Origin of the sequence: Conexibacter woesei Iso977N (assembly GCF_000424625.1) — a bacterium.
GTDB classification, from domain to species: Bacteria; Actinomycetota; Thermoleophilia; order Solirubrobacterales; family Solirubrobacteraceae; genus Baekduia; species Baekduia woesei_A.
Genome location: NZ_AUKG01000002.1, coordinates 1,037,451 through 1,064,078, shown reverse-complemented (window position 1 = coordinate 1,064,078; position 26,628 = coordinate 1,037,451). Strand labels below are relative to the sequence as shown.

General features: G+C 72.3%; 27 protein-coding genes, 2 tRNA genes and 1 riboswitch. Of the genes, 8 read left to right on the top strand and 21 right to left on the bottom strand.

Annotation, left to right across the window (positions count from 1 at the left end; genetic code table 11):
• Window positions 1-5: 5 nt before the first annotated feature.
• Both H030_RS37395 and H030_RS37390 read right to left on the bottom strand, forming a co-directional pair.
• Entirely contained in the window at window positions 6-518 is a 513-nt protein-coding gene (locus tag H030_RS37395) for a cupin domain-containing protein (RefSeq protein ID WP_051222994.1), read from the bottom strand.
• Between the two features lie 12 nt (window positions 519-530).
• The gene (locus H030_RS37390) at window positions 531-1,103 is read right to left on the bottom strand and encodes a TetR/AcrR family transcriptional regulator (protein WP_196809172.1); all 573 of its coding nucleotides are present in this window, start codon (window positions 1,101-1,103) and stop codon (window positions 531-533) included.
• Between the two features lie 144 nt (window positions 1,104-1,247).
• Here H030_RS37390 and H030_RS33040 point away from each other — a divergent pair, with 144 nt between their 5' ends.
• Window positions 1,248-2,729 (top strand): MFS transporter, encoded by a 1,482-nt coding sequence (locus H030_RS33040; protein WP_035127880.1) that lies wholly within the window; start codon window positions 1,248-1,250, stop codon window positions 2,727-2,729.
• Window positions 2,730-2,889: 160 nt separating this feature from the next.
• Window positions 2,890-3,336, top strand: a complete 447-nt coding sequence (locus tag H030_RS39770) for a DUF1707 SHOCT-like domain-containing protein (protein WP_081690896.1) — start codon at window positions 2,890-2,892, stop codon at window positions 3,334-3,336.
• On the opposite strand, the gene H030_RS0117345 is transcribed toward H030_RS39770, so the two are convergent.
• The 13 genes from H030_RS0117345 to H030_RS0117280 all read right to left on the bottom strand — a co-directional run bounded on the left by H030_RS0117345 (window position 3,333) and on the right by H030_RS0117280 (window position 16,669).
• Window positions 3,333-3,992, bottom strand: a complete 660-nt coding sequence (locus H030_RS0117345; RefSeq protein ID WP_027007042.1) for a plastocyanin/azurin family copper-binding protein — start codon at window positions 3,990-3,992, stop codon at window positions 3,333-3,335. The two genes, H030_RS39770 and H030_RS0117345, sit on opposite strands and share 4 nt — an antisense overlap.
• Window positions 3,993-5,372 carry a DUF1501 domain-containing protein gene (locus H030_RS0117340; RefSeq protein WP_027007041.1) on the bottom strand — a complete coding sequence of 460 codons (1,380 nt, stop codon included), beginning with the start codon at window positions 5,370-5,372 and terminating at the stop codon, window positions 3,993-3,995.
• A 7-nt stretch (window positions 5,373-5,379) separates the two neighbouring features.
• On the bottom strand, window positions 5,380-7,002 hold the full coding sequence (locus H030_RS37380) for a DUF1800 domain-containing protein (RefSeq protein WP_081690895.1): 1,623 nt from the start codon (window positions 7,000-7,002) through the stop codon (window positions 5,380-5,382).
• A 54-nt stretch (window positions 7,003-7,056) separates the two neighbouring features.
• Entirely contained in the window at window positions 7,057-7,443 is a 387-nt protein-coding gene (locus H030_RS0117325) for a hypothetical protein (RefSeq protein ID WP_027007039.1), read from the bottom strand.
• 82 nt (window positions 7,444-7,525) lie between these two features.
• Window positions 7,526-8,938 carry an NAD(P)(+) transhydrogenase (Re/Si-specific) subunit beta gene (locus tag H030_RS0117320; RefSeq protein ID WP_035127878.1) on the bottom strand — a complete coding sequence of 471 codons (1,413 nt, stop codon included), beginning with the start codon at window positions 8,936-8,938 and terminating at the stop codon, window positions 7,526-7,528.
• Complete coding sequence (locus H030_RS0117315) at window positions 8,938-9,252, bottom strand: NAD(P) transhydrogenase subunit alpha (protein ID WP_027007037.1); 315 nt, start codon at window positions 9,250-9,252, stop codon at window positions 8,938-8,940. The genes H030_RS0117320 and H030_RS0117315 overlap by 1 nt, the downstream gene beginning before the upstream one ends.
• A gap of 2 nt (window positions 9,253-9,254) precedes the next feature.
• Complete coding sequence (locus H030_RS0117310; protein ID WP_027007036.1) at window positions 9,255-10,340, bottom strand: Re/Si-specific NAD(P)(+) transhydrogenase subunit alpha; 1,086 nt, start codon at window positions 10,338-10,340, stop codon at window positions 9,255-9,257.
• 106 nt (window positions 10,341-10,446) lie between these two features.
• Window positions 10,447-11,328 (bottom strand): hypothetical protein, encoded by an 882-nt coding sequence (locus H030_RS0117305; RefSeq protein WP_027007035.1) that lies wholly within the window; start codon window positions 11,326-11,328, stop codon window positions 10,447-10,449.
• Entirely contained in the window at window positions 11,325-11,978 is a 654-nt protein-coding gene (locus tag H030_RS33025) for a hypothetical protein (RefSeq protein WP_051222986.1), read from the bottom strand. Before H030_RS33025 ends, H030_RS0117305 begins: the two co-directional genes overlap by 4 nt.
• Window positions 11,975-13,639, bottom strand: coding sequence for an ABC transporter ATP-binding protein (locus H030_RS33020; RefSeq protein WP_081690894.1), 1,665 nt, complete (start codon window positions 13,637-13,639; stop codon window positions 11,975-11,977). Before H030_RS33020 ends, H030_RS33025 begins: the two co-directional genes overlap by 4 nt.
• Window positions 13,636-14,514, bottom strand: coding sequence for an energy-coupling factor transporter transmembrane component T (locus tag H030_RS0117290; RefSeq protein WP_081690893.1), 879 nt, complete (start codon window positions 14,512-14,514; stop codon window positions 13,636-13,638). The genes H030_RS33020 and H030_RS0117290 overlap by 4 nt, the downstream gene beginning before the upstream one ends.
• 3 nt (window positions 14,515-14,517) lie before the next feature.
• Window positions 14,518-15,489 carry a DUF4430 domain-containing protein gene (locus tag H030_RS0117285; RefSeq protein ID WP_155892115.1) on the bottom strand — a complete coding sequence of 324 codons (972 nt, stop codon included), beginning with the start codon at window positions 15,487-15,489 and terminating at the stop codon, window positions 14,518-14,520.
• Window positions 15,482-16,669 (bottom strand): hypothetical protein, encoded by a 1,188-nt coding sequence (locus tag H030_RS0117280; RefSeq protein WP_027007032.1) that lies wholly within the window; start codon window positions 16,667-16,669, stop codon window positions 15,482-15,484. Before H030_RS0117280 ends, H030_RS0117285 begins: the two co-directional genes overlap by 8 nt.
• Window positions 16,670-16,699: 30 nt before the next feature.
• Window positions 16,700-16,874, bottom strand: a riboswitch (cobalamin riboswitch).
• 46 nt (window positions 16,875-16,920) lie between these two features.
• Between H030_RS0117280 and H030_RS0117275 the strand changes: the two genes are divergently transcribed.
• The gene (locus tag H030_RS0117275) at window positions 16,921-17,487 is read left to right on the top strand and encodes a cob(I)yrinic acid a,c-diamide adenosyltransferase (RefSeq protein WP_027007031.1); all 567 of its coding nucleotides are present in this window, start codon (window positions 16,921-16,923) and stop codon (window positions 17,485-17,487) included.
• On the opposite strand, the gene H030_RS37375 is transcribed toward H030_RS0117275, so the two are convergent.
• Window positions 17,484-18,353: a phosphatase PAP2 family protein gene (locus H030_RS37375; RefSeq protein ID WP_051222984.1), complete on the bottom strand. Its 870-nt coding sequence runs from the start codon at window positions 18,351-18,353 to the stop codon at window positions 17,484-17,486. The genes H030_RS0117275 and H030_RS37375 overlap by 4 nt on opposite strands.
• 121 nt (window positions 18,354-18,474) lie before the next feature.
• Between H030_RS37375 and H030_RS0117265 the strand changes: the two genes are divergently transcribed.
• Window positions 18,475-18,870, top strand: a complete 396-nt coding sequence (locus H030_RS0117265; RefSeq protein WP_155892114.1) for a PRC-barrel domain-containing protein — start codon at window positions 18,475-18,477, stop codon at window positions 18,868-18,870.
• Here the strand turns inward: H030_RS0117265 and H030_RS0117260 are convergent.
• Together H030_RS0117260 and H030_RS0117255 are read right to left on the bottom strand one after the other, a co-directional pair.
• Entirely contained in the window at window positions 18,867-19,610 is a 744-nt protein-coding gene (locus H030_RS0117260) for a LamG domain-containing protein (protein ID WP_196809171.1), read from the bottom strand. The genes H030_RS0117265 and H030_RS0117260 overlap by 4 nt on opposite strands.
• 193 nt (window positions 19,611-19,803) lie before the next feature.
• Window positions 19,804-19,876: transfer RNA gene (locus tag H030_RS0117255), tRNA-Glu, on the bottom strand.
• 84 nt (window positions 19,877-19,960) lie between these two features.
• Between H030_RS0117255 and H030_RS0117250 the strand changes: the two genes are divergently transcribed.
• Window positions 19,961-20,044, top strand: a tRNA-Leu gene (locus H030_RS0117250).
• A 59-nt stretch (window positions 20,045-20,103) separates the two neighbouring features.
• Here the strand turns inward: H030_RS0117250 and H030_RS0117245 are convergent.
• From H030_RS0117245 to H030_RS37365, 3 genes are all read right to left on the bottom strand, one after another.
• The gene (locus H030_RS0117245) at window positions 20,104-21,717 is read right to left on the bottom strand and encodes an ABC transporter substrate-binding protein (protein ID WP_196809170.1); all 1,614 of its coding nucleotides are present in this window, start codon (window positions 21,715-21,717) and stop codon (window positions 20,104-20,106) included.
• Window positions 21,718-21,898: 181 nt separating this feature from the next.
• A complete protein-coding gene (locus tag H030_RS37370) occupies window positions 21,899-22,537 on the bottom strand; it encodes a helix-turn-helix domain-containing protein (protein ID WP_231398466.1) in 639 nt (212 codons plus the stop codon).
• A gap of 11 nt (window positions 22,538-22,548) precedes the next feature.
• Window positions 22,549-23,031, bottom strand: a complete 483-nt coding sequence (locus tag H030_RS37365; RefSeq protein ID WP_027007027.1) for an RNA polymerase sigma factor — start codon at window positions 23,029-23,031, stop codon at window positions 22,549-22,551.
• A 66-nt stretch (window positions 23,032-23,097) separates the two neighbouring features.
• Here H030_RS37365 and H030_RS0117230 point away from each other — a divergent pair, with 66 nt between their 5' ends.
• From H030_RS0117230 to H030_RS0117210, 3 genes are all read left to right on the top strand, one after another.
• Entirely contained in the window at window positions 23,098-23,898 is an 801-nt protein-coding gene (locus H030_RS0117230; protein ID WP_027007026.1) for a class I SAM-dependent DNA methyltransferase, read from the top strand.
• Window positions 23,899-24,101: 203 nt separating this feature from the next.
• Window positions 24,102-25,148 carry a TOMM precursor leader peptide-binding protein gene (locus H030_RS0117215; RefSeq protein ID WP_027007025.1) on the top strand — a complete coding sequence of 349 codons (1,047 nt, stop codon included), beginning with the start codon at window positions 24,102-24,104 and terminating at the stop codon, window positions 25,146-25,148.
• A gap of 58 nt (window positions 25,149-25,206) precedes the next feature.
• Window positions 25,207-26,568 carry an HD-GYP domain-containing protein gene (locus tag H030_RS0117210; RefSeq protein WP_027007024.1) on the top strand — a complete coding sequence of 454 codons (1,362 nt, stop codon included), beginning with the start codon at window positions 25,207-25,209 and terminating at the stop codon, window positions 26,566-26,568.
• The last annotated feature ends 60 nt before the right edge of the window (window positions 26,569-26,628 follow it).

Below are 26,628 nucleotides of genomic sequence, written 5' to 3'. Positions count from 1 at the left end.
GAGTCCTACAAGAACCGTCGCGCGACCGCGGCCATCGCCCGCATCGGCAGCGCCTCGCGCCGCCGCGCGGGCGCCAGCGTCTCGGCGTGGTCGAGCATCACCTGCGACAGCAGCAGGTAGACGCGCGGATCGCGCCGCCGGGTCACGCCGTGGGCCGCCAGCGTCCCGCTCGTCTGCGCGATGAAGTCCTCGAAGCGCTTGGCCGGCCGGTGCCAGTTGCGCACGCGCACGGTCGTGCCGCTGCGGTTGGCGAACGTGTGGACGGCGCCGACCGGGACGCTCGCGCGGTCGCCGGCGCGCAACGTCGTCCACGCGCCGTCGATCACGACGTCGAGCGCGCCCTCCAGCACCTCGTACTCCTCGACCTGCTCGCGGTGCACGTGCGGCGGCGGGGGCACGCAGTGCGACGGCAGGATGAAGTCCATCTCGACGAACGCGCCGTCGCTGGCCGCCGCGGGCGAGCGCACCACGTAGACGCTGCCGTCGGGCATCGGGAAGCGATCGCCGGCCTCGGCCATCACGCGATCCTCTCAGGAAGCGCGCAGGCCCGCCACGATCACTTCGACGAAGCGCTCAGGACCGCTCGGCGGCAGCGACGTCGCGCCGAACACGGCGCCGACCGCGCACATCACGGCCGGGATGTCGTCCACGGTGAAGTCGGCGCGCAGGGTCCCCTGCGCGTGGGCGCGGGCGATCAGCTCGGCGCAGACGGCGATCAGCGCCTGGCGCTCGGGCTCGGCGACGGCGAGGACCTCCTCGTCGTCGATCCACGTCACGCGCTGCTGGAGCGTCGCGTCCTGGGCGATCGAGCAGAACGACTCGCGCAGCCAGCCCTCGAAGGAGGCCCAGGCGTCGTCGGGGCGCTCGGCGGCCCAGCGCCGCGCCGCCTCGGCGTGGGCCCGGAACTTCGTCGCCAGCAGCTCGCCGATCAGCGCGGTCTTGGTCGGGAAGTGGCGGTAGACGGTCCCGACGCCGACCTGCGCGCGCTTGGCGACGTCGTCCATCTGCGTGCCGTGGCCGCACTCGGCGAACAGCTCGCGCGCCGCGTCGACGATGCGCTCGCGGTTGCGCCGCGCGTCGGCCCGAAGCGGTCTGTCCTCCATCGAGGTCATCAGCTGACCGCATCGTAGCGCCGGGTCTTGACAACCGGAACCGGGTCTCCGTATTGTCTCCGACACCCCGCGGAGCTCCCCACTTCGCACTCGCTCTCTCCCCCGCAGACACGATCCCGAAAGGATCGCTTCCCCGTGTCATCCGCGTCACCCCAGTCCCAGGCGTCCAAGGCCGACAACAAGTGGCTCGCGCTCGCGCTGCTCGCGACCGCGCAGTTCGTCGTCGTCCTCGACGCGTCGATCGTGAACGTCGCGCTGCCGTCGATCGGCAAGGCGCTGGACTTCAACCAGGACGACCTCTCGTGGGTCGTCAACGCCTACACCTTGATGTTCGGCGGCTTCCTGCTGCTGGGCGGGCGCCTGGCCGACCTCCTCGGTCGCCGGCGCATGTTCATCGCGGGCCTGGTCCTGTTCTCGCTGGCGTCGCTGCTCGGCGGCCTCGCGCAGAGCGAGATCTGGCTGATCCTCGCGCGCGGCGTCCAGGGGCTCGGGGCCGCGCTGGTCTCCCCCGCCGCGCTGTCGATCGTGACCACGACGTTCGCCGAGGGCGCGGAGCGCAACAAGGCGCTCGGCGTCTGGGGTGCGGTCGCGGGCTCGGGCGGCGCCGCGGGCGTCCTGCTCGGCGGCATGCTCACGCAGTGGGCCGGCTGGGAGTGGGTGCTGTTCGTCAACGTGCCGATCGGCATCGGCGCCGCGCTGATCGCGCCGCGGTTGTTGAAGGAGTCGCGCGACGAGGAGTCCACGCGCCACTTCGACCTGCTCGGCGCGTTCACGGTGACCGCGGGCCTGGCGCTCGGCGTCTACGCGCTGGTCGACGCCAACAACGCGGGCTGGACCTCGACGCAGACGCTCGGCCTCGGCGCGGTCTCGCTGCTGCTGCTGGGGGCGTTCGTCGTCGTCGAGCAGCGGTCCAAGCAGCCGCTGGTGCCGTTCTCGATCTTCCGCCTGCGCTCCCTGCGCGGGTCCAACGTCGTCGGCCTGCTGATCGGCATGTCGCTGTTCGCGATGTTCTTCTTCATCTCGCTCTACCTGCAGCAGGTGCTGGGCTACAGCGCGCTGAAGACCGGCCTCGCCTACCTGCCGCTGGCGTTGTTCATCATCTTCTCGGCGGGCGGCGCCTCGCAGCTCGTGACGCGGCTGGGCTTCAAGCCGACGCTGATCGCGGGGCTGCTGTTCGTAGCCGCCGGGCTGTACTGGTTCTCACACGTGTCGACGGGCGGCAGCTACCTCGGCGACGTGCTGTTCCCGTCGCTGCTGGCGGCGATCGGCCTCGGGCTCTCGTTCGTGGCCGTGACGATCGGCGCGGTGACCGGGACCAAGCCCGACGAGGCCGGGCTCGCGTCCGGGCTGATCAACACGTCGCAGCAGGTCGGCGGCGCGCTCGGCCTGGCGATCCTGTCGTCGATCGCCAACAACCGCACCGACTCGGTCGCCGCCGACGGCGCCTCGGCGTTGCACGCGCTGACCGAGGGCTTCCAGACCGCCTTCCTCGTCGCGACGGGCTTCGCCCTGGCCGGCGCGTTCTTCGCCGCGGTCCTGATCTCCTCCCGCGACTCGCGCGAGCAGGTCGAGGCCGCCAAGTCCGGCGACCCACAACCTTCGCCGATCCCGGCGTGACTTCCCGCGCCGCTCACCGCGGCGCGACAACTGCGCGACCCTTCGCCGAGTTGGGTCTCGCATTGAGCGGGGCGGGCGCGTGGTGGCACCCGCCCCGCTGTTTTTCCCGGGCCGTCTCGCCGCGCCGGAAAAGCACAGCGGGCTAGTTAGGCTGGCGCTGATGAGCGATCTGGATGTGCGGGTGGGTGATGCGGAGCGGGCGGCGGTGGTCGACCGGTTGGCTGCGCACTTCCGGGAGGGGCGGCTCGATGCGGAGGAGCTCGAGGAGCGGACCGCTGCGGCCAACGCCGCGAGGACGCGGGGTGACCTCGTCAGGCTCGAGGCCGATCTGCCGGCGCCGCCGAGGCCGGTGGACCTGGCCGCTCAGAGGCGACGGCGGCGAGAGCGGATCGTCTCGGCGCTCGCGATCCCGGCGTTCCTGTGGGTCATCTACGCCGCGACCGACTTCGGCGGCTTCCCCTGGCCGATCTTCCCGACCGCCGTCTTCGTCCTCGGCCTGGTGACCGAGCTCGGCGGCGGCGACCACCGCCGCCACCACCACGGCCGCAGCCGCCACCGCCACCACCCCGACCTCCCACCGCCGCCGCGACCGCCCGAGCGGCTCTAGGGCGTGACGGTCAGCGTCGCGTGCATGCCGGCCGCTTCGTGGCCGGGCAGCGAGCAGTAGAGCGTGTAGGTCCCGGCCAGGAGCGAGCCGGAGATCGTGGTGGTCGCGCCGGAGGCGGTGGTGGTCGCCGACAGGAGGTCGGCGCCGCCGGCGGCGGGCCGGACGTGGAGGTCGTGGGCGTCTTCGCCGGCGTTGACGAGCTGGAGGCTCAGCGCCCCGGCGGCGATCGTCGGCCGGGACAGCGTCAGCGACCACTCGCGCGCCGTCGTCTGGAGGCGGGTGAGCGGCGCGGGCGCGGGGTCTGACGTGGGTGGAGTCGTCGGCGGCGCGACGACCGCGGGCGAGGTGGTGGGATCGACGGCCGGAGTCGGTGCGGCGGGCGTCGCGGCAGCCGCCGGCGTCGTGGCGGTCCCCGCGGAGGTGCTCGCCCCGGGCGTGCTCGCCGCAGGCCTCTTCGCCGACGGCGTGCTCGACGCGGGCTTCTTGGTGGTCTTGCTCTTGGCCTTGACCTTGACGCAGACCTTGTGGCGCCTGTGCTTCTTGGTGGCCTTGACCCAGTGGCACGTCACGCGCGCCGGCCTCTTCGCGCCGGCCGCCTCCGCCGCCGGGACGACCGCAAGCAGCAGGATGGCCAGCGCCGCGAGCAACGCCTTCATCTACTTCACCAGCACCGGTCGCGCGATGCTCGCCGCGCCCGGGATGATCTGCGCCGCGTCCACGCCCATCCACTGCTCCAGCAGCGCGCAGTACATGCCGCGGAAGTCGCTGGTCGCGCGCAGGTTGCTCTGCGCGTCGAGGGTCGTCAGGCCCGGGAACTCGCCGACCATCGTCCCCTTGGCCCGCGTCCCGACGACGAACGCGCAGCCCGCGGCGCCGTGGTCGGTCCCGGAGCCGTTCTCCCTCGGCCGCCGCCCGAACTCCGACCACACCTGGATCAGCACCCGATCCGCGAGCCCGCGCGCCTCGAGGTCGCGCTGGAACGCCACGACCGCATCGAGCGTCTTGCCCAAGTTGGTGCTCAACGTGTCCGCCTGGTCGGCGTGCGTGTCGTACGACCCCACGCCCTGCACCGCCACGCAGCGGATCGGCAGCCCGGCGGCGAGCATCGCGCCCAAGGCGGCCAACCGCGCGGCCAGGTCCCCGGACCCCGTCGGGTAGGTGACCGGCGACGTGTACCCCGGCCTGCCGTCGGCGGTCACGAACGACCCCAGCGACCGGCGCACGCCGTCGGTCTGGCGCACGACCGTCCGCGCCGTCGCCAGCGCGTCGGACCCGCCGCCGATCGAGCCCAGCCTCCCGAACGCGTCCATGAGCGGCGCCGCGACCGGATCGCCGACACCCTGGGCCCAGAACGAGTAGTCCGACGGCTGGTCGATCGCCGCGACCGGCACCCGCGACGACGCCAGCGACGGCGCCAAGGACGCATCCAGCGCGATCCCCTGGAGCGGGTTGTCGGGATCGCCGACGACATCCAGGTACCGCCCCATCCACCCCAGCGTCCCGCCGGTGTCGAGCGCGCCGACCTCCCAGAAGTGGCGCGAGGTGAAGTGCGACTGGTCCGGATGGTCGTAGCCGACCGCCGGGAAGACCGACACCTTGCCCTCGGCGTGCAGCTGCGCCAGCCCGCTCGCCTTCGGATGCCACATCAGTCGCGTGTCCTCCGCGAACGTCGTCCCCGCGCCGGCCGCCAACCTCAGCGTCGGCCGCAACGTCGCGTACCTCGCGTCGCCCACCGGCGCGAGCACCGACAGCGAGTCCACCCCGCCCGGCAGGAACACGTTGACGAGCACCGGCTGGCCGGCCGCCCCCGACGCCTGCGCGACGCCGGCCTCCAGCTGGTCCAGGCCGAGCTTCGACGCGCCGTAGACCGACAGCGCCAGCCCCGCGCTGCGCAGCAGGAACGCGCGCCGCGCCATGCCGGTCCCGGCCGGGTCCGGCATCCCCGGCTCGATCGCGGGCAGCCCCGCCCCCGCCCGCGCGGCGGTGGCGCGCAGCAGCTGGGACCGCGTGAAGTCGTTGCAGGAGCAGGAGTCCATGATGTGCCTAACTGACCTGGTAGTCCGGAGACGTCGTGATGAGCATCCGCAGCGCGTTCTGGCGCAGCGCGCGATGCGGCGACCGCTCCCACGACCTGGCGGTCGGCGAGACGGCGGCGACCGCGAAGTCCGCGACCACCCTCTGCGTCTCCGCGCTGACCGACGGGTTGCCCAACGCGGCCATCGCGCGCGTGACCGCGGTCGCGGCGTCCTCGGCCGGGTCGTATGTCGAGCCGCCCGCCGGCCACGGGTTCACGGTGGACTGCATCAGCGCGTAGTTGGCCGTCATCCAGCGCCCGCGCATCGTGGACGTGTCGAGCCAGCGCGTGTCGTCCCAGCCCGCCACGTTCGGCGGCATCAGCAGCCGCTGGCCGGTGAACTCCGCCAGCCACGACCACGCGGTCGTGTCGATCCCGCGCCCGAGCGCGCGCAGCAGCCCCGCGTTGAAGACGACCGGCGGGATCACCATCTCCGGCCCCGACAGGAACGCCGGGTGCTGCAGGATCGCCTCGACGACCGGCCGGATCTGCCGGCCCGAGCCGAGGTAGACGCCCTGCAGCGACGCGAGCGTCGCGTCGTCGGGCGCGACCGGCACGAAGTAGGACCACAACTTGGTGCAGAAGAACGACGCGTGCTGCGGGTGCGTGACGACCAGCCGGACCGCGTCGGTCCACGTGAACGCGCCGGTCTGGCCGAAGATCGTCTTGGACCCCGTGTCGTGGTACGAGGCGTCGTAGCGGAAGTTGTAGTTGCCGAGCTCGGCGCTCCAGTCGTTCCGGAACCCGGTCAGCGCCCGCGCCATCTCGCGCACGTCGGTCTCGCTGTAGGCCCCGCGGTCAGCGCCGAGCGTGAACAGCTCCATGACCTCGCGCGCGTAGTTCTCGTTCGGCGACCACTTGTTGTTGGACGTCCCGTTCAACCACAACAACATCGCCGGGTCGACGGTCACCGACGTCAGCAGGTCGTCGAACGAGCCGAGGCCCTTGGCCCGGAACAGGTCGATCTGGTCGAGCATCTGGCGCTGCGATGGCCCGCCCTCCAGCGACGTCGCGAACCAGTCGTGCCAGACCAGCGCCATCCGCTCGACCAGCGGCTGGTCGCTGCGGATCATGCGGTCCATCCAGGACAGGTGGTCGTGGCCCCAGGCGTCGTAGGGCGCGAGCGCGTCGCCGTTCTCGTCGCGTGGCGCGGGGCCGGTGAGGTTCGCGGCGCCGGACGGGCGCGTGAGCGACAGCACGACGTCGGCCAGCGACCGCGTCGTGAGCTGCGCGGCCTGCCCCGGCGTGGGGCCGAACCCGGCGCGCCACAGCAGCCGCTCCATCTGCTGCTCGGTCGCGGGCGTCGCGAAGACCGGCACCGGCGCCTGCGAGACCGGCGGCGCGCTCGCGGGCGCGACGACCGCGGCGGCGGGCGCCCTGGCGCCGATCCCGGAAACGGCGGCGGGCCTCCTCGCCGCAGCGGGCCTCCTGGCGGCCGGCTTCTTCCTGGCCCTGACCGGCGTGCAGACCTTGACGCGCTTCTTCCTGCCGTGGACCTTCCTGGTCACGACCCTGCACGTCTTCTTGACCCTGACGGCCGCCTTCCTGTGCGCCCTGGCCTTCGGCTTCTTCTTCTTGAGGGCGGCGACCATCCTCCCCAGGAGGTCGGCCGGCGCCCCGGAAGGCTTGACGTCCGGGTGTCCGCGCTAAGCGATCGGCTCGCGCGGGCGCCAGCCGTCGCGGGCGCGGTCGAACGCGTCCCAGTCGATCGGCATCGGGCCGTCGTCGTCGGGACCGTCGCCGCCACCGCCGCCGTCGTCGTCCCAGCCGTCGTCGTCGTCGCGGCGGCGCGCGACCCACGCGGCGAGGCACAGCGCCTCGACGCCGCAGATGACGAACGCGCCCGCCATGCCGTCCTGGTTCTCCAGCAGCGCCTCACCGGCCAGGACGTACAGGCAGATCGACAGGCCGACGAGCGTGCGGGCCAGCCGGTCGTGGGCGCGGCGTGCCGGCACCCCGAGGAACGCCCGGGCGACGGAAAGGACGAGCACGATGGCCACGACGGCCTTGACTTCGAGCGGCAGCGCGCTCACACCGTCCAGGCTACCCCGAACCCCTCTGCAGGGAAAGAGGCCCGGCGCCGCAGTCGGCGCCGGACCGGCAATCCGGGCGCTGCTAGAGCGCCTTCAGCTCCTCGGTGATGTCCGCCACCGAGCCCTTGGCGTCGCCGAACAGCATCGACGTCTTGGGGTTCACGAACAGCGGGTTGTCGATGCCCGCATACCCGGACGACATCGATCGCTTGAGCACGACGACCGACGCGGACTCGTCCACGTTGAGGATCGGCATGCCGTAGATCGGCGAGTCGGGCTTGTTGCGCGCGTCCGGGTTGGTGACGTCGTTGGCGCCGATGACGAGCGACACGTCGGTGCGGTTGAACTCACCGTTGATGTCGTCCATCTCCTTGAGCTGCTCGTAGGGCACGTCGGCCTCGGCGAGCAGCACGTTCATGTGCCCCGGCATGCGGCCCGCGACCGGGTGGATCGCGTACTTGACCTCGACGCCCTTGGCCTCCAGCAGCTTCGCCATCTCGCGGACCGCGTGCTGAGCCTGCGAGACCGCCATGCCGTAGCCCGGGACGACGACGACCTGGCGCGCGTAGGCCATCTGGATCGCCACGTCCGACGCGCTCGTCGAGCGCACCGTCCCCGACGCGCCGGCCACGCCGGCCGCCGCGGTCGTCTCGCCGCCGAAGCCGCCGAGCAGCACCGACGTGATCGTCCGGTTCATCGCCACGGCCATCTGCTGCGTGAGCAGCGTGCCGGACGCGCCGACGATCATGCCCGCGACGATCAACGACGTGTTGTTGAGCGCGATGCCCGTCGCCGCCGCGCTCAGGCCCGTGAACGCGTTCAGCGTCGAGATCACGACCGGCATGTCCGCGCCGCCGATCGGCAGCACGAGGAAGTTGCCGACGATCGCCGCGGCGACCAGCAGCACGATGATCAGGCCCTCGGAGTGCGAGCCCGCGACGATCGCGATCCCACACGCCACCGCGACCGCCAGCAGCGCGCCGTTGACCAGCACCTGCGCGGAGCCGAACGGCTTGACCGGCTTGCCGTCGATCAGCTCCTGGAGCTTGGCGAACGCGATGTTCGAGCCCCAGAACGACACGGACCCGACGATCGCCGCGAAGCACGAGAAGATCGCCACGTAGGTCGGCACGTCGGCGAACCCGCCGGACTCACGGAACTCGACCCACGCGATCAGCGCGACCGCGCCGCCGCCCACGCCGTTGAACAGCGCGACCATCTGCGGCATCTGGGTCATCTTGACCTGACGCGCCGCCGGGACACCCACCGCGGTGCCGATCGCGACGCCCAGGATGATCAACACGATGTTGTTGACGTCCGGGACCAGCAGCGTCGCGATGATCGCGATCGCCATGCCGACCGCCGCGATCCGGTTGCCCTGGACCGCGGTCTTCGGACCGGTGAGACCGCTCAACCCGTAGATGAACAGGGAGAACGAGACGATGTAGAGGACGTAGCGGAAGTCCGCCGACGTGAGGAAGGTCGATGCGAGCATCAGGCGTCCTCACCTCCGGCCTCGACCTGCTCCTTCGGCTTCGCCTTGAACATCTCGAGCATCCGGTCGGTGACCAGGAAGCCGCCGACGACGTTGATCGTGCCGAAGGCGACCGCGATGACCAGCAGCAGCTTGTTCAGGAACCCGTCCGCCAGGCCGTTGACCAGCAGGACGATGCCGCCGAGCACGACGATGCCGTGGATGGCGTTCGTGCCGGACATCAGCGGCGTGTGCAGCGTGTTCGGGACCTTCGAGATCACCGCGTAGCCGACGAAGCCGGCCAGGACGAGGATCGCCAGGTTGGTGAGCAGCATGACTAGAGGACCTCCCCGTCCTTGACGACGCAGGCGCCGGCGATGATCTCGTCCTCGAAGTCCGGCGCGTAGGCGGCGGACTCGTCGTCGGCGATGAGATCGATCAGGGCCTGCAGGTTGCGCGCGTAGAGCGCGCTGGCGTGCTCGGGCATCGTCGCCGCGAGGTTCAGCGGCGACACGATCGTGACGTTGTGCTTGACGACGACCTGGCCGGGCTCGGTCAGCTCGCAGTTCCCGCCGGTCTCACCCGCGAGGTCGACGATGACGCTGCCCGGCTTCATGCCCTCGACCGCCGCGGCGGTGACCAGGCGCGGTGCGGGGCGACCCGGCACGAGCGCGGTCGTGATGACCACGTCGAAGCCCTTGATCGCCTCCTCCAGGTTCTGCTGCTGCTGCGCGCGCTCCTCTTCGGTGAGCTCACGCGCGTAGCCGCCCTCGCCGGCGGCCTCGATGCCGAGGTCCAGCCACTTGGCGCCCAGCGACTCGACCTGCTCGGCCGTCTCCGGGCGCACGTCGTAGCCGGTGGTCTGCGCGCCGAGGCGGCGCGCGGTGGCCAGCGCCTGCAGGCCCGCGACGCCGATGCCCAGCACGAGCACCTTGGCCGGCGGGATCGTGCCCGCGGCGGTCATCAACATGGGGTAGAACCGCGTCGCGTGCTCGGCGCCCAGGAGCGCGGACTTGTAGCCCGCGACGTTGGACTGCGAGCTCAGCGCGTCCATCGACTGGGCACGCGAGATCCGCGGGATCGCCTCCATCGCGAACGCGGTCGCGCCGGTGCCGGCGACCGCCTGCAGCCCGTCCGGGTTGCCGCGCGGGTTGAGGAACCCGATCAGGGTCTTCCCGCCGCTGAGGTGAGACAGCTCCTCAGCGGTGGGCGGAGCCACCTTGACGACCACCTCGGCACCCCACGGGTCGCCGATCGTGGCCCCAGCGTCTGCGAACAGGCCGTCCGGGACCAGCGCGGCCTCACCCGCGCCGCCCTCGACGACGACCTCATGACCCTTCGCGACGAGCTTCTTGACGACTTCGGGGACGAGCGCGACCCGCCGCTCATCCGCCGCCGTTTCCTTCGGGACGCCGATGCGCATAAGAGGCGCGGACCCTATACGAGCAGGCGTTCGTGGTGACGTGTCATGCGCCGAACCGCACATGACGATCCGGCGGGCGTTCTGCAGGTCGCCTGAACGGTTGGGTTCAGCAGGCCTTGGGAGTGCTGCGCAGGGAGATGACGGGAAGGACGTGTCCGGACAGCGCGACGACCGCGTCGTTGGTCGCCAGGACGCGCGAGCCCGCGTCGTCGCGCGTGAACTGGAACGCGCCGCCGGGGCGTTGGAGGGACTTCAGCGCTGAGGTCGCGCGCGTGTCCTTGGAGCCCATCGCGCGGGCGGCCTCGATCGCGAGCGCGGTCGAGTTGGCCTCGTTGCGGTCGCGGCGGCCGAGCGCGAAGCCGCCCGCGGGCGTGCGCTGGGTGCGCAGCCACCTGAGGCCGGCCTTCAGGCCGCCGTCGGACTTCGGGACGCCGGCGGCGCGCAGCGCGAGGATCGCCAGCGCGGTCGCGGTGGCGTCGTCGGCGTGACCGCCGGAGCGGGTCAGCTCGAAGTTCCAGCCACCGGCGCCGCGGGCGTTCTTCAGGACCTTGATCGTGCGCGCGCTCGGCCCGGCGTGGAGCGCGCGGATCGCGAGCATCCCGTAGGCCTGGTCGTAGATCGTGGTGCCGTAGCGGCCGTCGTGGCCCTGGCGCTGGAGGCGGACCAGGAGGTCGACGCCGGGCGCGCAGCGCGCCGAGCCGCTGCGGGCGGCGACGAGCGCCAGGATCGTCTTGGCCGTCCCGCCCGCGGTCGCGGCGTAGCGGTTGGCGCCGGCGCGCAGCGCGTTGGCGCGCGTGCGCGCGGCCGCGGGCGTGAGGCGCCCACCGGCGCGCAGGGCGACGAGCGCGTCGGCGGACATGCCGTCGGCGCCGGGCTTCTGGGCGGTCGCGAGCCAGGCGGCGCCGGAGGACGCCGGCGAGGCGGTCGCGACGGTGGGCAGCGCGAGCAGCGCGGCGGTGAGGAGCAGGATGGTGGTCTTGGTCTTCATGAAGATGTTGGTTCGGGAGCGGGTGCGGGGGCGGGCGGCGCGGTCGTCCAGCGCACCTCGAGGCGTGCGCGGTAGCGCAGCAGCACGCGCACGAGCGCGGGGCCGAAGGCCAGGAAGAACGCGACGTTGCCGACCGCGTGGGCGATGTCGAACGGCAGGCCGGTCGACTCCAGCGCGACGATCTGACCCCACGTCGGCGTGCCGCCTGCGACGGTCAGGGTGGACAGGTTGGTCAGCGCGCCGTAGAAGAACGCGCAGCCGACGAGCAGCGCGGCGGTCGGGATCCGGTGCAGGTGCCTGCGCGTGAGCACCGCCCAGCCCGCGCCGATCACGCCGACGATCCCCCACGCGGCCATCTGCCACGGCGTCCACGGGCCCTGCCCGAAGATCAGGTTGGAGGACAACGCGGCCAGCGCGCCGACCGCGAACCCGGGCGCGCCGCCGAGGACGTAGCCGGTCAGGAACACGATGTCGGTCGTCGGCTTGACGTTCGGGATCGGCGCGAACGCGACCCGGCCCAGCGCCGCCAGCGCTGCGAGCGTCGCGACCATCGCCAGCACCTTGCTCGACGGATGCGTCCGCTCGTACCACGCGAAGCCGAGCCCGAGGACGAGCGCAAGCAGCGTGAAGGTCGAGAGCTGCCACGTCATGCCGAGCCCGCCCCGTCCGCGCGTGGCGACGCCGCCGGCATGACGGCCGTCATTGCGCCCACCGCTTCGGTCTCCCCCGCGCGCAGCAGCTCGGCGCCGCCGGCGGGCAGCAGCGCGCGGCCGTCGGTCACGCGGGCGGTCTCGGTGGCGAAGTACCAGCCGCCGGCCAGGACCGAGGTCGCCGGGCCGTCGGCGATCGGGCGCCCGTCGGCGAGCAGGACGACGCGGTCGGCGACCTCGGCGGCGAACTCCGGGTCGTGCGTGGCGACGATCACCGCGGCGCCGCCGGCGGCGAACGCGTCGAGGCGCTCGGCCAGCGCGGCCTTGGCGGTCCGGTCCATCCCGCGCGTCGGCTCGTCGAGGCAGATCGCGGCGGCCGGGTCGGGCGCGTCGAGGACGATCGCCAGCGCGAGCCGCTGCCGCTGGCCGCCGGAGAGGTCGCGCGGGTGGCGATCGACCACATGATGAAGTCCGACCGCGCGCAACGCCTCGACCGACGCCTCGTCGCCGACGCGCTCGTGCAGGAAGTAGTCGTTGGGATCCTGGAGCAGTAGCGCGACGCGCCCGCCGCGGTGGACCCTGCCCCTCGTCGGCTCCATCAGCCCGGCCGCATGCCGCAACAACGTGGACTTGCCCGCGCCGTTGCGCCCCATCAGCGCCACGCGCTCACCGGGCGCGATCGCCAGGTCGACGGCCCGGAGCACGACCGCCCCGCCTCGCCGCTCGTGCCAGACGCCGTCGAACGCGAGCGCGGCGGCGCGGCGCTCCCGGCGCCCGGCGCGGCGCGGCGCGGCCTCCTCGGCGTCGACCGCGTTGTTGTCGTCGAACATCAGCCCGCGCTCGCGCAGCGCGGCGCGTGCCTCCTTGACGCCGGACGGCGGCGGGTCGATGCCGGCGAGCGAGAACATGCGGGCGGCCGGCGTCTGCAGCTCGGGTGCGGCGCCGGCGGCCCAGCGCAGGAACGCGCGCGGCGGCGCGTCGCAGGCGACGGCGCCGTCGGCGAGCACGATGACGCGGTCGGCCGCGGGCAGGCAGCGCTCCAGGCGGTGCTCGGCGAGGACGATCGTCGTCCCCCACTCCTCGTTCAGCCGCCGCAGCAGCCAGATCAGCTCGTCGCCCGCGACCGGGTCCAGCTGCGACGTCGGCTCGTCCAACAACACCAACTTGGGTCGCCCGGCCAGCGCGGCACCGAGCGCGACACGTTGCAGCTCGCCGCCGGACAGCTCGGTCGTCGCGCGGTCGAGCAGGTGCGCGATGCCGAGCGCCAGCGCGGCCTCCTCGACGCCGCGGGCGACCGCCGCCGGCCCGTGGCCGCGGTTCTCCAGCGGGAAGGCCAGCTCAGCGCGGACGGTCGTCAGGACCACCTGCGCCTCCGGGTCCTGGAAGAGCGACCCCGCGACCCGCGCGAGGTCCGCCGGCCCGTGCTCGCGCGTGTCGAGCCCGCCGACGCGCACGACGCCGCCGAACGTCCCGCCGTGGAAGTGCGGCACCAGCCCGGACGCCGCGCGCAACAAGGTGGACTTGCCCCCGGCGCTGCGCCCGGCCAACACCACCATCTCGCCCTCGCCGACGCTCAGCGTCACGTCGCGCAGCGACGGCACCGTCGCGCCCGCGTAGGTGTAGGTGACGCCCTCCAGCTCGAGGATCGGGGTCGCGCTCATCCGCCGATCCCCCGCCGGTCGGCGAACGGCAGCAGCGCGACCACGGCGTAGGCCACCAACAACGCCCACGCCTCCCCCGCGCCGCCGGGCGCGTGCAGCTCCGGGTAGGTGCCGTACTCGGCCCAGCCCCACACGCGTGCGGCGACCGTCAGGGCCACCAACACCACCGCCGACGTCAGGAACGCCCGGTCGTGGCGCGACCACGGCGGCCCGCCCGACCCACCGCGCCGCGCGCTGCCGTAGCCGCGCACCTCCAGCGTCGCGGCCACGTCCAGGGCACGGTCCAGCGCGTTGGACGCCACCGCCCGCAGCACCGCGACCCGCGCGACCGCGCCCTCGCCGCCGCCGTCGGCCCGGCAGCGCCGCGCCTCGGAGACCCGCGCGGCGTCGGCCGCCAGCACCGGGACCAGCCGCGTCGCGAGCGTCGCCGCCAGCGCGCTGCGGACCGACGCGCGGCGCAGGACGCGCAGCAGGTCGTCCGGGTCGACGGCCGCCGAGAACAGGCAGAACGCCGCGGCCACGACCAGCAGCCGCAGGCCGAAGAGCAACCCGTACACCAACGCTTCCAGGGTCAGGTCGACCTGCCCGAACGGCGGCACCTCGCCGAGCCGCGCGAGGATCGTGAACCCCTGCCGCACGACGAGCATGTTGATGACCGCGATGACGACGGCCCACGGGACCATCCACGCGACGATCCTGCCGACCTCGCGCCCGACGCCCGCGCCGACCGCGCCCAACACCACCAACAACGCCAACCCCACCAGGACGAGCGGCGACTGCGCGGCCAGCGCGGCCACCGCCAGCGCGGCACACCACGCCCCACCCGCCACCGCGCGTGCGGCATGCAACGGGCTGGCGCGCCGCACGTACCTCATGGGTCAGCCGCCGAGGTCCGGGAGGCCGATGGGCTTGCCGTCCGAGATGATCGCGGCGAAGCGACCGGCCAGCGCGCCCTCGTCGAGCGCGTCGGCGGCGGCCTGGACGCCGGCGTCGTCGGTGCCGGTGACGGCCCAGACCGGGTCGGCCTCGGACTTGCCCTGCTCGCCCTTGATGTCGCGCGCGATCGTCGCGGCGATCAGGCCGGTCCCGGCGCCCATCGTCCGGGTCACCCTGCCGTTGGGATCGAGCAGCTCGATCGACCTGCCGTCGGTCGACGGCTTGGCGTAGACGCCCGACTTCGCCGGGCCCCGGTCGATCAGCTTCAGCGTCGGGTCGCCCTGCAGCGCCTCCCACGGGCCGACGACGATCCGCAGCGTGTCCTCGGTGAACGAGTTGCCGACGCCGCCGCGCGCCGCCGGCAGGCCCAAGGCCACCAACTTGTCGGCGACGTCGTCGCAGGCTTTGGACTTGGGGTCGACGCACTCGACGCGCGTCGGCAGCCGGTGGCCGTCAACGCCGTTCAGGAACGGCTCCGGGTAGGAGCCGACGACCGCCGGGATGTCCTGCGTCGCGCTCCAGTTGTGCCAGTCCCACCAGACGCTGTCGCCCTCGTGGACGCGCACGGACGTCGCGCCCTTGGACGCCTCGACCCCGTTGACGTAGAAGAACCAGTCGGCCGGCTTGCCGCCGGACTGGCCGCCGCTGACGCCGCCGATCGACTGCACGAAGTCGCCGCCGTACTTCGTCGTGACCTTCGGCGCGTTGCGCTGCAGCAGCCGCATCACGGTGTCGGAGCCGCCGACCCTCGGGTTGTCGCTGTCGAGGATCGGCTGCGACCCGAAGTCCTTGCTGACCAACAGCTGGGTGTTGGTCGCCGCCGGCCCGGAGCCCAGGCCGCAGCCGCCCAGCGCCGCCGCAGCGGCGACGCAGGCGACCACACCAACAACGCCCCGGACCGGCGCGCTACGCAACGGTGAACACCACCCGCGTCGTGCCGCGCGCGAGGCTCGCGACCTTGTTGCCGGCCTTGTCGATGGCGATCACGTCGAGCACGTAGCGGCCACGGCCGAGCGCCGACGGCAGCAGGTAGGACCACGCGGCGTTGCTGCCGGCCGAGAACCAGGTGCCGTGCGTCGCGCCGCACTTCTTGATGGTCTTGAACTTCTCGGTCCTGCCGTCGTAGGTGGAGCACTTGCCCCTGTCGTTGCGCGTCAGCCGCAGCTGGATGTCGGCAACGCCGGACCCATCGGCCGCGACGGTCCCGCCGAGCTGCCGCGGGCCCTTGCCCTTGGCGAACCTCCTGCCCTCGGCGATCGCCGTGATCTTCGCGCTCGGCGCGGTCCTGTCGGACGTGCCGCAGAAGCCGTCGTGGCCGTTGGTGACGCACGGCGCCGCGGCGCTCGGGGTCGTCGTGGTCGTCGTGCCGGTCGACGACGCGGTCGTCCCGCAGAAGCCGTCGTGCCCGTTGGTCGCGCAGCCCGCGATCCGCGCCGGAGCGCGCCTGTCCTTGGTCGCGACCAAGGTGTAGGGGCCGCCGGGCACCGTGACCTGCGCCTTGCCGTCCGCGCCGGTGGTCGCGGCCGCCGCGCCACCGCTGACCGTCGCGCCCGCCGACGGCGAGAACGCGGTGCCGGTCGGCGTGCCGCCGCTGTCGTAGGACGTGTCGGTGTTCGTCGCCGTCACCGTGAACGCCTGGCCCGGGACCGCCGTCGCCGTCGCGTCGAGCAGGACCGGGTCGTCGAAGCCCTTGTCGACCTTGTAGGCGCCGAACCCGTCGGACGCGTACCAGAGGATCCTGTCGCCGTCCTGGACCGGCGCGGTGCAGCCGTAGTCGGCGCGCGCCCTGCCGTTGACGACGAACACCCAGCCGGCGTCGCCGGGGATGAACGGGTGGTCCTCGACGAGGATCCGGGTCGCGCCGTACTGGCTGCCGTCCCAGTCGCCCCTCGTCAGCACGTCGAGCGCGCCGAGGACGTTGGCGCCGTCGGCGCAGGTGTCGCCGCCCTTGGAGACGGTCGCGGGCGTGTCGACGACGGTCGGCGGGACCGTCACCGAGAGGCCTTCGACCTCCACGGAGACGCGCGCGGCCGAGGCCGTGCCAGGGAGGAGCAGGAGGCAGCCGATCAGGCCGCCGAGGAACTTGTAGGTCATGTGGGAACCACCCCTTGCCGCGAGGGCGTCGAGTCCTTGACGGTCGGAGGCAGGTCTCCTGGCTTCCCGGCCTCTCCCCGCGCGCCTTCCCAACGACCGTCGTGGCCGTCAGTGGCATCGTGCGCAGGGCGCTCGCCGAGGTCACAGTGGCGGGTCCGCGCCGGTCTCGCACCGGCTTCCCTTCACCACCGACCCTTGTGAATCAGGGGTGAAGCGTACCGCTCGCGGGCGCCGGTAGCCTCCGCGCCACCATGACCGTCAACCTCACCCGGATCTACACGAAGCTCGGCGACGGCGGCGAGACGCACCTCGGCGACATGAGCCGCGTCCCGAAGACGCACGAGCGGATCGAGGCCTACGGGGACGTCGACGAGCTCAACGCGCAGGTCGGCGTCGCGCTGACGCTCGGCGACCTGCCCGAGCAGCAGGCGGTCTGGCTGCGCCGGATCCAGAACGACCTCTTCGACCTCGGCGCCGACCTGGCGGTCCCGCACGGCGGCGATCGCGCGCGGCTGCGCGTCGACGCGGGCTACACGGAGTGGCTGGAGGGCGCGTGCGACGAGGTCAACGCGACGCTCAAGCCGCTGAAGTCGTTCGTCTTGCCCGGCGGGACCCCGGCCGCCGCGCAGCTGCACGTCTGCCGGACGGTCTGCCGGCGCGCGGAGCGGCGGGCGATCGTCGTCAAGGACGGGAACCCGGAGGTCGTGCGCTACCTCAACCGGCTCTCGGACCTGCTGTTCATCCTGAGCCGCGCGGCCAACGGCGCCGACGAGCCGCTCTGGCAGCCGGGCGCGACGCAGCAGTCGAGCGAGAGCTAGCGCGCGGGACGGGCGCTGCCGCTGCCGCCGCGGAAGCCCGCGACCATCGTCGCGGCCAGCGCGACCGCGAGCACCGCGATCCCGACGGCGCCGACGACGAACGTCGTGTGCGACGCCGCGTAGCCGACCAGCTGCTCCGGGCGCGCGAGCGCGAGGCCGATCGCGGCGCCCGCGGCGAGCATCGCGACGCCGAGCGCCGGGAGCGCGTCGGCCGGCCGCGTCGCCGCCTCCGCCCTGCGGCGCGACGGCCAGCGCTGCTCGGTCCAGGCGATCACGCCGACGAACAGCAGGACGTAGGTCGCCGCGACGAGGTAGCCGCCGAAGACGTCGGACGGGAAGTGCCAGCCGAGCGCGAGGATCGCGTAGGCCACCGCGACCGCGAACGCGCCGCCGAGCGCGGCGACCGTCGGGCGGGCGCGCGGCGGGACCGCGATCACGGCGCAGAGCGCCATCGTCATCGCGGCGGTCGAGTGGCCTGAGGGCCACGACGCGGCGGAGATCTGGGAGTGCCCCATCCACTCGTCGAAGCGCTGCGAGGCGAGCAGGTGCTTGAGCGACTCGGCGGTGAAGCCGGTCGCGAGGAAGACGAGCGGCAGGCCGAGCGCGACGCGCCAGCGCCCACGGGCGAGCGCGATCAGCGCGAGGATCAGCCCGCAGAGCGCGTACGGCGCCGGGTCGGCGAGGTGCGCGATGTGGTCCAGCGCGGGCGTCAGGCGCGGGCGGTTGAGCTCCAGGAAGCCGTTGAGCGTCCGGACGTCGCCGCTCCTGGTGATCGGGACGAGCTTGGCGAGCACGCCGGTGAGGGCGAGCAGGATCGCCCCGAGAAGGGCGAGCGTGAGGGGAGTCCGGGGCCGGCGGAAGGACATGCGTCCGGATCGAAGGTACCCGGGCAGGATCAACGCAGCCTGAAGCGACGCCCGGAGGCGTGCTGGTTGATCATGCCGGGCAGGATCGACGCAGCCTGAAGCGAAGCCCGGAGGCGTGCTGATGGATCATGGCGCCGGTGTCGTCCCCGCCCTCTACGAGGGGCCGTTGCGCGATCGCGACGGGCTGCTGGTGGGCCGGGTCGACGACGTCCTCTACGACGCGGAGACCAACCGTGCGGCCTGGGTCGTCGTCCGCCTCGGCGGCGATGCCGACGGCGCCCGCCGTGCCCTCGCCCCCGCGCGCGGCCTGCGGTTCGTGGCGGGCGGCGGCGGCTGCGCGCTGGCCTGCACCGCGGCCGATGTGCACGCCTGTCCCGCGGGGCTCGACGTGGCGACGGCCGCCCAGCACTACGGCGTCCGGCGCTTCCTGCGCGGCGACGCCGCGGCCTTCACGACCACGGGCCGCACCGTCGTCTCCGACGGCACGGCCCATGCGTCGTACGCGCTTGCGGGCTAGCGCAGCGGCTTGCTGAACAGCAGCGTCAGCGCCGACCAGTACCTGTCGATCGGGAGCGCCTGGTTGAACACGGCGACCTCGTCGATGTCGCCGGTGTAGAACAGGTCGCAGTCGCCGAGGTAGTCGCCGAGGCCGGTGTCACCGGTGATCGTCGGCGTCTGGGCGATGCCGACCGGGACGTCCCCGCCGCCGGCGACCAGCCTGCCGTCGACGAACAGCTTGGCGGTCGTGCCGTCGAACGTGCCGGCGACGAAGTGCCACCTGCCGTCCCAGACCTGCGCGGGAACGGCCTCGCCGGACATGTGGAACGTGTCCCTCGTGGCCGCGTCCAAGCTGTAGAACTTGAGGCCGCCGCCGGCGGCCGTGTAGAGGCCGTAGTCCGACGAGCGGCACTGGCTCGTCGCGCCCTTGCCGAGCACGTACTTGAACTGGCCCGGGGACTGCGACGCGCGCACCCACGCCGAGGCGGTGACCGTCGTCGTGTTGAGCGACGAGCCGTCCGGGATCCGGACGACGTCGTTGCCGTCGAAGCGCAGCCCGGAGCTGAACAGGAAGCCCCTGATCCAGGCCGGATCGTTGGCATCGACGCCCGGCGTGGTGCCGAGCATGCCGTTGTTGCCGTGGCCGGAGAGGTCGTGCACGACCTGGCCGGAACCCTCGTACATCGGCCACCAGCCGGCGACCGAGTCGAGCACACCTGCGTTGGCCGAAGCCGGCGCCGCGATCCCTGCGGCGAGCACGCCGACCGCTAGCGCACGCGCAGCGGCAGGCCGAATGGAACGACGTCGCATCCATGACATGTGACAAATCTCCTGGTTCCGGCTCGTTCTGGGAACTGGCCGGAAGTCTGGAGTTCAACGCTCGCTGACCTGGCGCGTTGGCCGTATCGCCCGTTAACGCACGAAACCCCGCTAGAGGCGCGGGGCTTCGAAGTACCGCCACGGGGATTCGAACCCCGGTTTCCGCCGTGAGAGGGCGGCGTCCTAGTCCCCTAGACGATGGCGGCAAGGGGACGATCAGAATAGCAACGCCCGGATCGTCCACGTCCAGACGTGTTCGGCCCGTTCCCCGATATGCTCGCTGCACGCTGGCGGATGTGGCGGAATTGGTAGACGCGCACGGTTCAGGTCCGTGTGGGAGAGATCCCGTGGAGGTTCGAGTCCTCTCATCCGCATGACGCAGAAGGCCCGCCTATGGCGGGCCTTCGTCGTTCCGGGTCTCCTTCGCTGCGCGCTACTTCGCGCGCAGGGCGGTGTAGGACAGGTCCCAGCCGTCGAAGTACATGGAGGCCACGCCCTCGACGTCGGGCGAGTGGATCAGCGTGGCGACGTCCCAGTCGATCGGGACGGCCGGTGCGAGGTCGACGAGCTGCCGGTCGATCGCGCCCCACGCGGTGCCGCGCGCGGCGCCGGAGGTGGCGGCGGCCGCGTCCATGGCCCTGTTGACCGCTGGATCGTCGAGCTGCGAGTAGTTGGTGTTGTTCGTCGGCGCGATCGCGTCGCCATGGAAGACGGGGCGCAGCATCGGCTCCGGGTCCGGGAAGTCCTTCAGCCACGCCAGCGACGACGCGCAGGCCAGGACCCTCTTGGCCGGCGTCGAGCACCATGTCGTGAACAGTGCGTCGGCTGCGACGAACTTCAGCCGCGTCCTGAAGCCGAGCCTGGCGAGCTGGTCCTGGGTGATCTCGGCGATCGTCTTGGACTGCGGGTCGTTGGCCCCTGCCAGCAGGAAGGTCTGCTTGCCGTGGTACTTCCCGTCGGCGTAGCCGGCCTTCCTCATGTACTCGGCCGCGAGCGCCGGATCGCCGCCCGGCGCCTTGAGGTAGTCAGCGCCCGGCCCCTTCAGCCCGCCGGCCTCCTCGAAGCCCGGGATCCCCGGGCCGAGGAAGTGCGTCGCGATCGGCCCGGCGCTCCTGCCGCCGCGCGCCAGCAGCACGGACTCGCGGTCGTAGACGGCCGACACGGCCTTGCGCACGTTGACGTCGTCGAACGGCTTGAGCGTCGTGTTCAGCGGCACGAATCGGTAGCCGCCGGTGTCGACCGTCTGCGACACGCGCCCCGCGGGCTCCGTGCTGATCCTCTTCAGGATCGTCGGGGGCGGCGGCTGGCCCAGCACCTTGCCCTTCCCGGCCAGCACCTGCAGCGAGGCGATCGTGGTGTCGGTCGCGTCGGTGCGGATGTCGACCGCGTCCAGGAACGCGGGCCGCGAGTCGGTCGCCTTCGACCAGTTGGGATTGCGGACCAGCTCGATGCGCTTGCCCGGCGCGTAGCCCGTCACCTTCCCGGACGCGTCGTTCTTGACCATGTACGGCCCGGTCGCGACGACGTGCTCGTTGTAGGTCGACGATGTCTTCTCGTCGAACGGCTTCGCGTACTCCTCCGGCACCGGCGCGCTGACCGGCAGCACGAGCGCGCCCACGAACGCCGGCGCGCTGTTGGGCTTGAGCTTGAAGACGACCGTGTACTTGTCCGGCGTCGTGACGCCCGAGACCGACTTGACGCCCTTGGTGGGCGTCGCCGGCGCGCCCTCCAGCTGCCGGAAGTACGACGAGTACGGCGCGGCCACGTTGGCGCTGAAGATCCGGTCGAACGCGTACTTGACGTCGGCCGACGTGACCTCGCGGTTGACCGGCGGCGAGAACTTCACGCCGTGGCGCAGGTGCACGGTGACCGTGCGCCCGTCGGCGGAGACCTGCGGCGCCGAGGCCGCCATGTCCGGCAGCCTCTTCGAGACGTCGTCCGGCGCGAACCGGTAGAGCGGGCGCTGCGTGGCCTGGGCGACGACGACGCCCATCTGGTAGTAGGTCCGCCCGGGATCCAGGTAATCGAGATCCGAAGAGGCCAACATGGTCAAGGTGCCACCGTGCTCGACGTTGCCCTGAGCTGAAGACTCCGTCTTCGCTGTGGAGTCCTTAGCATTCTTGGACTGTCCACCACAAGCGGACATGAAAACGGCGAGCGTGCCACACAGCACGCCCGCCGTCACAAACTGACGATTGGTTCGCACGCGGCGAACCCTACCGGTTCGCCTAGCGCTTACTGCGCGAAGGCCTCGCCGGCTTCGCCGCGCCCTTCGGTGCGGCCGTGTACGTGAGCATCAGCAGCCGCGCCCGCATGTCCTCAGCGCCTTCCTCGGCGATGCGGACCGCAGCCCTCGACTGCTCCTCCAGCGCCCAGTCGAGCACCTCCATGAGCTTCTCGTTGAGCTGCGCCCAGGCCTGCTCGTCGAGGAGCAGTGGCGAGTAGGAGTGATGTCGGTCGAGACGCGCGTCGAACGTGTCGGCCTCGATCGACTCGCGGATGTCGGCGAAAGCGCCGTCGAGGGCGATGGTCGTGACCGCCCTGCGCGCGCTCCCGGGCATCTGCGCCCACGAGCTGTCGTCCAGGACCGCGCGAGTCAGCGCGCGGTAGTGGTGCTCGATCGCGCCACGCCGCGGCGTGGTCTTCACGAGCTCGATGCACTCGAGCTCGCGCAGGATCCGGACGTGGTAGCTGACCAGCGGCAGCGACTCGCCGAACTCCTTGGCCATCTCGTTCGGGCTGGCGACGCCCTCGTTGAGGCGGGCCAGGATGCGAAGCCGGAGCGGGTGCGACAGCGCCTTGACGATGTTGCTGCTCAGCTCGTGCACATCGGCCTTCTTGGACTTCGACCGACGTCCGTCGGCCATGGTGCTCTTGCTCATCGGCGCTCCCGGCCGTCGTGCTGTGACAGGACCTTTTGCAGACGTCCGCGAGCCCGGTGCAGGCGCACCTTCGCCGTGCCCTCGGGGATCCCGAGTGCGCTGGCGACGGCAGGCTGCGTGAGGTCGTCGACGTACCGCAAGGCCAACAGCTTACGGTCATCGGGGGTCAGACTGCTAACGGCTCGACGCACGTCGACCTGGAGATCGAGCACTTCGAGGCGCTTCGACGCCCCCTGATCGGTCAGCTCGCCGTGGTCATCGAGCCCGATGAAGACGCCGTTCCTGGCCCGGTACCGCATCGCCTCGCGGCGCACGATCGTGCGCAGCCAGGCGCCCAGGTGGTCCGGCGCCTGAGTGGTCTGAAGGCTCTTCCACGCCCGGATCAGCGCCTCCTGGGCGATGTCCGCGGCGTCGGTCGGCGGCGCGATCCGGCGGGCCTCGCGGAGGCACAGCCGGTGCATCAGCTCCCAGTCCGGCATGCCGGCTGTCAGGGAATTTGAAATCGGATGAAACGCTTTTGAGCGCTTTGAGGGTCTGGACATGACATGACCCTGCTCGGCACCTGCGCTTCTGCGGGAAAAGAAACGTCCGCGGCTACGTATGACCCGCTCGCTCCGCATTACGACGCCTACCGGAAGGCCCCCGACTACCCGCGCTGGCTCGCCGGTCTGCTCGACCTCGCCGCCGAGCACGGGCTCAACGGCGGGCTCGCGCTCGACGTCGGATGCGGCACCGGGACCTCCACCGAGGCGCTGATCGCCGCCGGCTTCGAGGCGTCAGGGGTCGACCCCTCGCCGGCCATGCTCGACCGGGCGCGGGCCCGGCTCGGCGACGATGTCCAACTGGGCGTGTCGGCGCTCCCCGAACCGTTGCCAGTTGGCCCAGAAGTGGACCTCGTGACAGCGTTCAACGACGTTCTCAACTACGTCGAGCCCGAATCGCTCGGCGCGGCGGTGACCAGTTTGGCCGGCCGGATGCGCTCAGGCGGGCTCCTGCTCTTCGACGCCAACACGCCGCTGCTCTACACGACCTACTGCGTGGCCCCAGCCGTCTCGGAGACCGAGGACGTCTTCTTCGTCTTCCAGCCGCTGACCGACCCGGGCGAGCCGACGCAGCGGTCCGACCTCCACGCCTTCGTGCGAGACCCGCACGACCCGACGGTCTGGGAGCGCACGGTCAGCCACCACGTCCAGCACCTTCACACCCACGACGCGATGGTCGCCGCGCTCGAAGACGCCGGCCTCGAGCTCATCGACGTCCGCGGCGCGTTCAACGAGGGCCCGCTCGGCGGCGCCCCCGACGAGACGCAGCACATCAAGCGCGTCTACCTCGCACGACTTCCATGACCCCGATGCATGCAGAAAGGAGGAACGTTCATGATCAAGATCACGCCGATCGAGGAGCCGACGATGCCCGTCGCGGGCTACGTCAAGCAGGGCTAGGCGCTCGTTCGCCGATCCTGACCGCCCCCCGTTACGGCCAGGACCGGGAACGCCCGCGGCTGAAGCAGACGATCGAGCTGCTGCCAGACCGCGATCGCGTCGTGCTCATGCGCGGCGGTCACCCTGATGGTGACGTCGCGCTCGAGGGCGACCCCACCGTGCTCGTCGAGCTGCTCACGCAGCTCGACGGCACGCGGGGTCGCGCAGAGATCCTGGCGGCGCTGCGCGCGGGTTCCGCCCCGTCGCTCAGCGCCGCCGATCTCGACGAGGCGCTGGCGGCGATGACCGCCGGCGGCCTCATCGATGACGCCGCACAGGACGAGGTCCACCTCGACGCCGGCAGCCTGGAGCGGTACGACCGCCAGCTGCGCTTCTTCGGCGACCTCACCAAGCCGGGCGAGTCCCGTGCGGCCGCTCACCGGAAGCTCGAGGAGGCGACGGTGCTCTGCCTCGGCATGGGCGGCCTCGGCGGCCTGACCGCCACGATGCTCACGGCGTGCGGCATCGGCAAGATCGTCGGCGTCGACCACGACGCCGTCGAGATCCACAACCTCGCCCGCCAGATCCTCTACAACCAGGACGACGTCGGCCGCCTCAAGGTCGACGCGGCCCACGAGCGGCTCGGTCGCCTCAACGAGCGCACGGAGTTCGTCGGCATCCCGCGCCGGATGAAGTCGGCGCAGGACATCCGCGAGGTCGTGGCCGACGTCAGGCCGGACTTCCTGATCGGCGCGATCGACTGGCCGGCGGGGCACACCTCCGACTGGATCGGCCAGGCCTGCTTCGCGGAGGGCGTCCCGTACATGACGATGGGCGTGTTCCCGCCGGTGGTGCGCGTCGGGCCGACGTACATCCCCGGGACGACCGGCTGCCCGGAATGCCAGAACGCGGCCTACCGGCGCAAGTACCCCTACTTCGACCGCGGGATCGCGGCGACCCCGGAGAACTCACCGGCGGCGACGTTCGCGCCGTCCTGCGGGATCATCGGCTCGTTGGCCGCCAACGAGGTGATCGCCCACGTCACCGGCCTCTACCCCCGCACCTGCGAGGCGCGGGCCTTCATGATCGACCTGACGACGCTCGCCGTCACGCGCGAGGACGTCCCGCTGGAGCCCGGCTGTCCGGTGTGCGGCGGCGTCGCGGCCGCCGCCTAGGCCATCCGTCCGGAACGCCTGGGCACGGCGGCCCGGCGCGCCGACCACCTCTGGGGACATGGACGTCCGGCTCTCAGAGGTGCTTGCGGCGCTCTCGCACGCGCTCGACATCACCGAGGGGCAGCCGCGTGGGCATGCCGAGCGGACGTGCCTGATCGCGATGCGCGTCGCGCAGCAGATCGGCCTCGACGCTCAGACTCGCTCATCGCTCTTCCACGCTGCGCTCCTGAAGGACGCGGGCTGCTCCTCGAACGCCGCCAAGGTCGCGCACCTCTACGGCGCCGACGACGCGGACGTCAAGCGCGACCGCAAGGTCACCGACCACCTGCAGCCGGGCCAGTCGATCCGCCACCTCGTCCGCGCCACGGCCCCCGGCGAGGGGCCGATCGCCAAGGCGAAGGGCCTCAGGCGCCTCGTCCAGCACGGGTCCAGCGGGTCGCGGGCCCTCACCGAGCTGCGCTGCGAGCGCGGCGCGATGGTCGCACGCCACGTCGGCCTCTCCGTCGACGCCGAGCAGGCGATCCGCGACCTCGACGAGCACTGGGACGGCCGTGGCTACCCGCACGCGCTGGAGGGCGAGGCCATCAGCCTCTGCGGCCGGATCCTCTGCCTCGCCCAGACCGTCGAGGTCTTCTGGCAGGACGGCGGCGGCGCGGCCGCGGCGTGCGGCGTCGCGCGCGAGCGCCGCGGCACCTGGTTCGACCCGGCGCTCGTCGACGCGCTCACCGCGGCCGAGTCCGACCTCGCCTTCTGGGCCACGCTCGACCAGCCGCGCGTCGCGACGCTGGAGCCCTCCGACCGCCTGCTGCACACCGACGGCGCCGGTCTGGACCGGATCGCGTTCGCCTTCGCCGGGATCGTCGACGCCAAGACGCCCTACACCGCCCGCCACTCCGAGGGCGTCGCGGAGATCGCGGTGCGCCTCGCCGCCGCGCTCGGCTTCGACGCCGCCGACCAGCGCGAGCTGCGCCGCGCCGGGCTCCTGCACGACATCGGCAAGCTCGGCGTCTCCAACCGGATCCTCGACAAGCCCGGCAAGCTCGACGCCGACGAGTGGGCCGCGGTCCGCCGCCACCCCACCTGGACGCTGGAGATCCTCCAGCGCATCCCCGCCTTCGCGGGCCTCGCCGAGGTCGCCGCCAACCACCACGAGAAGCTCGACGGCTCCGGCTACGGCCGCGGCCTGACCGCGCGCGACCTGACGATCGAAGCCCGGATCCTCGCCGTCGCCGACATCGCCGAGGCGCTCACCGCCGACCGCCCGTACCGCGCGCCGCTGCCGCTGGAGCGCGTCCTGGACATCATCGAAGGCGACGCGCCGCACGCCCTCGACGCCGGCGTCGTCGCCCGCCTGCCCGCCGTCCTGGACGGATGGCTGAGCGAGACGGTGACCGCGAGCGCGCCACCGTTGGCCGCTTAACGCCCGTTCTCCCCCGATCGAGTGATGGGACCGGCGGCGCGGAGCGCCGATCATCGGTGA